This window comes from Legionella brunensis (assembly GCF_001467025.1).
GTDB classification, from domain to species: Bacteria; Pseudomonadota; Gammaproteobacteria; order Legionellales; family Legionellaceae; genus Tatlockia; species Tatlockia brunensis.
In genome coordinates this window covers 479,828-487,781 of the sequence record NZ_LNXV01000004.1, presented here as the reverse complement: position 1 = coordinate 487,781, position 7,954 = coordinate 479,828, and the positions used below count along the sequence as shown (strand labels likewise).

The window sequence follows — 7,954 nt, the reverse complement described above, 5'->3', positions numbered from 1 at the left end:
TTATAGTTATTAACAGATAAAGGTAGTTGCAACACCAGTAATCAAGGCAGTCAGAAAGGGGTTGTCGCACTTCGCCCGAGATTCTCCACACTTTAATTTAAGTCTGATTATCAAAATAATCAGACTTAAATGGTGGGTTGTAGGGTGCACTCCCCTGTGGGATACTTTGTACAAGATTTCAGAGATAAGTACTTGTCATAACCAACAAACAAGTAGTCGGGTAATATAATAAATCGTTCTTCTAGAATATATAGGACGCAGCTTCTATATTTTCTGCCCCTCTTTTTTCTTCTTGACTGAGCTTGTTCATGATTTCGTCCAATAGGATAGATTTTGTAGATAATGGGCAGATCGTTCATGTTTTTCTATCATTTCATTATCAAATTTATCTTTGAATTCCTTTACTGTTTTTTCATAACTTCCATCAATTAAGTTTCCTTTCTTAAGTAGAGAGAAATAAACGAAATTTTTGTAGATGGGTTTTATCAATACCTCGCAATAATTGGCTAGTTTCATATGGAGTTAAACTTCTCGATACGGCACTCTGTGCAAGCTGTAATAATTCAAGCTCCTTATTTTTTTTAGAATTATCAGTCCTTTCAGATTTTTTGTAAGACATGTCTATCCCCCCAATTTATATAAAAATTAAGGGAATCCTACATAGAGTAATGCGTAATTGTAAAGCTGTTTTGTTGAGTTCCAACTGTCCATTAATGGTCTAGTTAGAGAACAGCCACGTAAGGCAGCTTGCTGTCTCAAAAAGAGAGATAAAGAGTACCTGATTTATTATTCATCATTGTTAAAATAGCGGTTCGTCAAATACAATATCTTTCCAGCCCTTGTCACTAAAGGTAGTAGCGGGGTTTTGTATAGTCAGCATTAGAGTATCTGTTTCACAAACTATCTGGTGAACGGTTTTCTTAGGAACGTTAATTGTAGTCCCGTCGTTAAATTCTAGAAAATAATCCCCAATTAGAACCTTACCTCTACCAGAAATAAAGCAGAGTTTTGCATCATAAGTTTCATGATGATGTTTAACGTTTCGATCACCTGCATTCATAAAAGTCAGATTGTAGCCTGATCCGTCAAAGATCCCCAAAACTAGATCATATTCATGTACTCTCTCACTCCAAATTTCTGGCAGCTCAGAAAGAGCAGAAGCTATTTTATTAATGGACATGTTTAAACTCGGCTTCATAAATATGGTTATATTATTGGACAATAATTAAACAAATGCAAATTTGCCGTTACATTTTCAAGAGGTTGTCTACTCCTCAATTGGATATTGTTTTTGCTTCATCAATTGATGGGTAGAACTACCCATCAGTTATTTGTCTTAGGGACTCTGTCCTACACTTTATAAGTTGCTTTTAATGCCTTCAACTAATTCATCCATGCCCGATGTCAGAAGTTTCTGGCCTTTTTGATCCACGGTTTTAATTTTGTGGGATGCAATAAAAAATGAAGTGAGCGCAACAAGGCTTGCAACTGAGGTTTTAAATCCATATTGTCTAGCCAAATTTCCCATAGCATGCTTGTCTCTAGCATCAGCAGTTGATGAAGGTGAAGCTGTAATAACAATATTAGGAACATGAGAAAATGCTTGGCGAAGTGCCTTGAGTTCTTCGTCATTGAGCTTTTTTAGTGTCATCTCATCTAGATGCAGTGTTTGCAAATTAGGAAATACATTATCTAGTTGCTGGATATCCTTAGCGGATAAGTATTCAAACCCATTTAAATGTATTGTCTTTAATTGCTGAAGGGACGAAAATATTTGTTGTACTTTTTTGCCTGATCTTTCGTAGAAAATATTAGTATAGTTCAAATTGATCTCGATAATATTCTGATTAATCCTCGAAAAAGCCATTTCTAGTTCATAGGAGGAGTAATTTCTTAAGTCATTACTTTCTATGCTCAATACTTGCAAACCCTGCGGAAGTACTTCGAACAATGTTTGGAGCGATGCATTATCATCTAGACTATCCCTTAAGCTCAGACTAATTAGGTTTTGCGGCAGACAAGGAATCCATTTCGTAAGGTCGAATTGTCTAAATGGATTAACATTAACTGCCTCAAGATGTTTAAGATGGGATAAGATGGGTTTATCATTCTCTTGTTTTATAGAACAAGTTATAGTTCTCAAAGGTTCATGTCCCAACACTAGCTGCTCTAGGCTTGGAGGTAGATTCTCCCACAAAGAAATCCATTGAGTGTCTGTAGGAATATTCAAGTCATTGTAAGTAAGGTCAAGCTGTTTTACTGACTTTGGTTTAAGCCAGTCGAGTATCTTGATTATCCCTTCATAACCTAGTTCATTATGAGATAAATTCAGATTGATTACATTTCTATGGAGATAGATGAGAGCATATTGCAAGAAATCAGCCTCAAAATCATTGTTACTTAAGTCAAGTGTAGTAATTGAAGGAGGTAGACTTTCTAACAACGATAGATCCCCTCTGTTTTGGTGTTTAAGGGTGGTGTTAAGTTGATTAGATCTCAGGTTAAAATGGGTAATTGAGCAACTTAATGCGGAAAAAATGTGTTTTAAAGCAAAGAAATTTAGATTACCCAGTCCATTATTTCGACAATCTACTTTTCTCACGGTTTTAGGTAAATTCTTAAATGCTTCTGCTATTTCATAGGTTGATTTATTTTGCAAGGTATAATATTTACCATCAGCCATTATAGAGGCTTTGAATACAACAGATGTTGTATTGGCTGGAAGTTTTTTTACTTCATCAATTAATGAAAAATCGATTGGATTTACTTCAATAGTGTACAGCATAATTACCATCCTTTTGGAAGCAGTTCAATATATGTTAAAAGTGGCGTATTTTAGTTCAATTTGAATGGTTAATGTATGGGTAGTTTTACCCATTATTCATAAAAAATATGGTTAATATATTTTTTGAACAGGTTCTGCGAGAAAAATTTGAGTTTTAAAAATGGGGATCAGTAGTTTAGTTGAGATTTTTTCATATCATATTTTGAAATTGGGTTATAGGAGCTATCCCCCCCTATTTTTTTAAAAAATACAGATTACTTAATACCTGCCATATAATAAATGGCTTCTGTTATAGCTTTGTCAGAGCAATTTTTATGAGGTACATCTGCTTCTTTGCATAGGCCACCATGAGGCATTAATCCTTTGCCAATACTTGCTTTATATAATAAATAGTCCATGGCCGTTTTAAATTGAGTTGGATTATTTTTAGATTCAATCGCTGCCTTTTTAAATCGCTCAGCCCATGCCTTTTTATTAAATGCTGCAGGAGCATGCATCCCTATAGCAAACCTAGGAGTGTGACAAGTCTGACAAGTTATTTCATAAGTTGCTTTCCTAAGTCACTCGCTATAAGGGGGGTATTCAATGCAATAAACAGAATAACTAATATAACTTTCATAGTGAACTCCTGTAATAATAACGCATAAAATCCTAATTATTTCTCAATTATAACCGTTAGTTCTCGAAAATCTTATTGGATTTTAGAGAGCCTACATTATAATCAAGCTAAGTTAGGTGGTTTGTGTTTCAAAATAAAAAGCACTCTTGTTTATTTATAAGGTATCATGAAAATTTCTTTTTTTAGCACACAAAAATATGAGCAACCTATTTTTGAGAAAATAAATCAATTTCATCAACATGAAATTAATTATTTTGATTTTCATTTAAACTCGGACAGTATTGGTGCTGTTACACCAACGGATGTAGTATGTTGCTTTGTTAATGATTCGATTAATGCCAAAGTAATTGATGGACTTTATGAGCGGGGTGTTCAGCTGATTGCTTTGCGTTCTGCAGGATATAATCATATTGATTATGCTTATGCACAAAAGCAAGGAATAAGTGTATGTAGAGTTCCATCTTATTCACCGCAGGCAATCGCGGAGCATACTATTGCCTTAATTTTGTGCCTCAATAGAAAAATTCAACACGCCCACAATAGAATAAGAGAAGGTGATTTTTCTCTCAATGGATTAATGGGGTTTAACTTATACCAAAAGACTGTAGGGATAATTGGTACGGGCCAAATAGGAACAGCATTAGTAAATATTCTTAATGGTTTTGGTTGTCACTTACTTGCATTTGACCCTCAACAAAATGAACATTGTATTAAACTTGGTGTAAGCTACGTTGACTTGAACACGTTATTGGAAAATTCGGATATTGTTAGCCTAAATTGTCCATTAAACGACAAAACATTCCATATGATCGATTGTCATGCTTTAGAGCTAATGAAACAAGGAGCTATGCTTATCAATACCGGCCGAGGAAAACTCCTTGATACAAAAGCAGTTATTGATGCATTGAAGTGCAAGAGGTTAGGTTACCTTGGAATTGACGTATACGAAGAAGAAGAGCCATTATTTTTTGAAAATCATTCCTCTGAAATTATTAACGACGATGTATTTTGTAGACTTCTCACATTTCCGAATGTATTGATTACTGGCCATCAAGGTTTTTTTACACAAGAAGCTGTACTGAGCATTGCTACAACAACACTCGAAAATATAAGTAATTTTGAAAAAAAATCAGGACAAATTTATTGGCTCCCTACCTCCCTACCAAATCTGAAAGTATGAATAAATTATTATTCATAAAAAAATGTCGCTAAATATGTTTTTCGAGGAAACTCCTGCAAGGAAAATTTGAGTTTTTAATTTGTTGGTCATCTCTTTAGGCCCACAGACATAAACTTTCGTTTGCATCGGCTCCTGCAAATACGTTAATGCATATTTTTCTATAAAGGCCTCAGGAAAAAGCCCTTGGCTTTTTATCACACAAGGCTTAAAGAAAAATGTGTTGAACATCAGCGAGAGCATTTCAAGCTCCTCTCGATAATAAATATCTTCATCAATTAAGCCGCCATGAACTAATGTAATCCTCCCTTGATGATTTTGATTTAGAGCGCTCTTGATAATGGGGCTTAAAGGGGCGAGTCCAGTTCCTGTTCCTGCTAATGACATATTGAAAGACAGTTTTTCAGGAACCTAATTTTGATTTAGTCCCGTGCTTTAATAAAGAAAAAAGCTAATTGCTGTATTGTTCCTGAGGCATATTGGCCCAGGCAACGTTTATAGAGATTTTAAAGCGCTACACCGTGGCTGATGTACTCTATAACAAACATGACTTATCAGCTTTGTTAAAGATTCAATCTGTTTGATTTTTATTCTATGTTGCCGTATCATGAACAATTAATTGTATTTTCAAATTGAGGCTTTGAAATCCGATGGAAATTACAGCTTAAGTAGACCCGGCAAGACTGGGTAAATGTTTTTAAACTGCCCTATCAATACTTAAGGTGTAATATCATGCATAAGCCTATCCGATTTAAAGATGTCGGTCTTTCCTTTCCAAATAGACAGTGCTTCTCTGACTTTAGCGGACAAATTCTGTACGGTAGCCGTATTGCAATTATTGGTCGTAATGGTGCAGGTAAATCAACGTTGCTTAAAATCATATTCGGAACATGGGATGTCTACGAAGGAAGCGTAACGTTACCTGATGACATATGCATCGGCTATCTGCCTCAAGCAATTCATGCTTTTGAGACATTGAGTGGTGGGGAGCGTTTAAACCGTGTGCTTACAGAGGCACTTTGCAAAGCCCCAAACCTCTTATTGCTTGATGAGCCCACTAATCATTTAGACAAAACCAATCGACGATCTTTAATAAACCACCTTCGTCATTACAGAGGAACGTTAATCCTTGTGACTCATGATCTGGAGTTATTGGATAATATGGTGGATACAATTTGGCATATTCAGCATGGAAGATTGCATGTTTTTAATGGAAATTATGATGATTACCAACGTGTTCTGGCGCATAAGGCTGCTTCTATAGAACAGGAGCTTGGGCAATTGCAGCAACAAAAGAGAGAAACTCATCTTGCTTTGATGAGAGAGCAAGAAAGAAATAAACGTATGCGCATACGAGGAGAAAAAAGTATTGCTCAACGCAAATGGCCAACCATCCGTTCACAAACAAAACTAGGCAACGCCGCTAAAACAGGCGATAGGCGTTTAAATCAAATTCGCGAGGAAAAACAAGAGCTAATTAACCAGATGTCTGCGATTTATCAACCCGAAATTATTCAACCCAAATTTCAAATGACACCCTGCCCTACTCAAAAAACAGTGATTACCATCAAGGATGCTTCTGTTAGCTTTGATGATGGAACTGTAATTTTACGTAATATTGATTTCCACATGCGTTCATTGGAAAGGGTTGCAATATGCGGTGACAATGGTTCTGGCAAATCCACGTTTGTCAAAGCCATTTTAGCTCATGACAGTTTGAAAAAAACGGGATATTGGGTGTTGCCAAATCGTGCAAACATAGGGTATTTAGATCAACATTACCAAAATCTTCATGCCGATAAAACCGTATTGGAAATGGTGTCATCGAACATGTCTCATGCGACAAACATTGAGCTTCGAAAACATCTCAATGACTTTTTATTCCGAAAAAATGAAGAGGTCGAAACTCAAATTAAGTACCTTTCGGGTGGAGAAATGGCAAGACTTTCTTTATGTTGTATTGCAGCATCGCCACCTACATTACTCATTATGGATGAAATGACTAATAACTTGGATTTAGAGACAAGAGAACATGTCATTCAGGTATTAAAAAGTTACCCGGGTGCTTTGGTCGTGATTTCTCATGATATAGATTTCTTGCACGCTATTCATATTGAAACAACTTACCAGATCCATCAAGGACAAATTAAATGGACTGGAGCCTTTGAGAGGAAAAAATGAATGGTCATGTTTCAAGTCGAGCCCGTATTAAGCTTAGTTAATACGGGGCATCTTGATAATTACATTTGATAAGAATCTACCCATTCATCGATATGTGCATCAATTTGTTTAATGGCTTGGCGAAGCTGGGATTTACGAGGTGATAACTTGGAAAAAAACATAATATTAGAAAGACTTGGTGATTCTAATGAAGTATTCTCTTCATAAGTGGGTGATTTTTTTCTAAGTTGTTTTAAGCTTTCTTTGAGATATTCTAAAGACAGTTTTCTCTCTGAAAAATACTTATCCAAGTCTTCTATAGTATTTTTTACTGCATCATATTGATTAGCTAACGTGGATAATGAAGCCCTTATACTTTGATATTCCCTTTCAATATCGAGGGTCGCATAAGCTTCTATGGTTTTTAGATAAGATGTGTCGTCTTGTTCTGGTTGTAATGTAATGGGGCATATCTCTGGTGACAGTTGTATTTCTGTTTGTGCTGTTACCAGGAAATACTTATTAAGCTTGTTTGGGTTTTCCCTGCTAAGTTTCTCCAAGACAGCAGGCACTACCTCATTTAAATTTTCATTCTCAGTCAGGAAGTATCGTTGCCCTACTACAATTCTTTCTTCTTCTAATCTCCGGCGTAATTGGATGTATTCTTTTGAAGTTCTCTTGGAGGTATCAATAAACCATACTTCGTCAAATAGTTTTAAAGTGGATATAAAAGATAGGTCATATCTTTTTTTAGCTTCCTTATGTTTGGGTGAGGAAACTGTTTCCTCCGCACTTTTATCAAGAGTTTCGTCAGGTGCTGTCTTACTAGTTGGGTAAAAATAAGAACTAACAAATGTGAAAGCAGAGGATAAAAAATTTACGAAATAAAAACCACTTCGTGGTGATGGCATAACTTTTTTTCTTCTTGTGAAGAGTGGTTATCAGATTCTTTGACGATGGGAGTGTTGTCTTCATCACAATTCTTTATTTCTTGAATATAATGTAAATATTCATTAACAGAGAATAGAGCAATTTTTCTGGGAGGTTTTGGCAATATATTTGACAGGGAATGTTGTATTGTTTCAAAAAATTGTATCGCTTCCTCTGGGGTAGGTCGGATCTTGGGATTTTTATTAGCCATTCTAGAGAAACAATAAGAACGAAGCTTCAGGTAAAGATCTCGATCTTTAATAGGACATAATGAGGGATCGCT

At 35.6% G+C, this 7,954-nt stretch carries 7 protein-coding genes and 3 pseudogenes; 3 read left to right on the top strand and 7 right to left on the bottom strand.

The annotated features are described in order from the left end of the window. Nucleotides 1-442 precede the first annotated feature (442 nt). The 4 genes and pseudogenes from Lbru_RS17095 to Lbru_RS03820 form a co-directional block, all read right to left on the bottom strand. The gene (locus Lbru_RS17095; RefSeq protein ID WP_157061483.1) at nucleotides 443-619 is read right to left on the bottom strand and encodes a hypothetical protein; all 177 of its coding nucleotides are present in this window, start codon (nucleotides 617-619) and stop codon (nucleotides 443-445) included. A 180-nt stretch (nucleotides 620-799) separates the two neighbouring features. Beyond that, entirely contained in the window at nucleotides 800-1,180 is a 381-nt protein-coding gene (locus Lbru_RS03830; RefSeq protein WP_058440846.1) for a cupin domain-containing protein, read from the bottom strand. 177 nt (nucleotides 1,181-1,357) lie between these two features. After that, on the bottom strand, nucleotides 1,358-2,785 hold the full coding sequence (locus Lbru_RS03825; RefSeq protein WP_058440845.1) for a leucine-rich repeat domain-containing protein: 1,428 nt from the start codon (nucleotides 2,783-2,785) through the stop codon (nucleotides 1,358-1,360). A 254-nt stretch (nucleotides 2,786-3,039) separates the two neighbouring features. Beyond that, nucleotides 3,040-3,404 (bottom strand): annotated as a pseudogene (locus Lbru_RS03820) (c-type cytochrome). A gap of 166 nt (nucleotides 3,405-3,570) precedes the next feature. On the opposite strand from Lbru_RS03820, the gene Lbru_RS03815 reads away from it, so the two are divergent. Then, complete coding sequence (locus Lbru_RS03815; RefSeq protein WP_058440844.1) at nucleotides 3,571-4,584, top strand: 2-hydroxyacid dehydrogenase; 1,014 nt, start codon at nucleotides 3,571-3,573, stop codon at nucleotides 4,582-4,584. A 12-nt stretch (nucleotides 4,585-4,596) separates the two neighbouring features. Here the strand turns inward: Lbru_RS03815 and Lbru_RS03810 are convergent. Next, nucleotides 4,597-4,989: pseudogene (locus tag Lbru_RS03810) on the bottom strand (ferredoxin reductase domain-containing protein); the annotation flags it as partial. Here Lbru_RS03810 and Lbru_RS18000 point away from each other — a divergent pair. Both Lbru_RS18000 and Lbru_RS03805 read left to right on the top strand, forming a co-directional pair. After that, nucleotides 4,989-5,165, top strand: a pseudogene (locus Lbru_RS18000) (BadM/Rrf2 family transcriptional regulator); the annotation flags it as partial. The pseudogenes Lbru_RS03810 and Lbru_RS18000 overlap by 1 nt on opposite strands. A 145-nt stretch (nucleotides 5,166-5,310) precedes the next feature. Further along, entirely contained in the window at nucleotides 5,311-6,762 is a 1,452-nt protein-coding gene (locus Lbru_RS03805) for an ABC-F family ATP-binding cassette domain-containing protein (RefSeq protein WP_058440843.1), read from the top strand. 59 nt (nucleotides 6,763-6,821) lie between these two features. Here Lbru_RS03805 and Lbru_RS03800 read toward each other — a convergent pair whose 3' ends face one another. Together Lbru_RS03800 and Lbru_RS03795 are read right to left on the bottom strand one after the other, a co-directional pair. Next, nucleotides 6,822-7,652, bottom strand: coding sequence for a hypothetical protein (locus Lbru_RS03800; protein ID WP_058440842.1), 831 nt, complete (start codon nucleotides 7,650-7,652; stop codon nucleotides 6,822-6,824). Then, on the bottom strand, nucleotides 7,619-7,882 hold the full coding sequence (locus Lbru_RS03795) for a hypothetical protein (RefSeq protein ID WP_058440841.1): 264 nt from the start codon (nucleotides 7,880-7,882) through the stop codon (nucleotides 7,619-7,621). The genes Lbru_RS03800 and Lbru_RS03795 overlap by 34 nt, the downstream gene beginning before the upstream one ends. Between the last annotated feature and the right edge of the window lie 72 nt (nucleotides 7,883-7,954).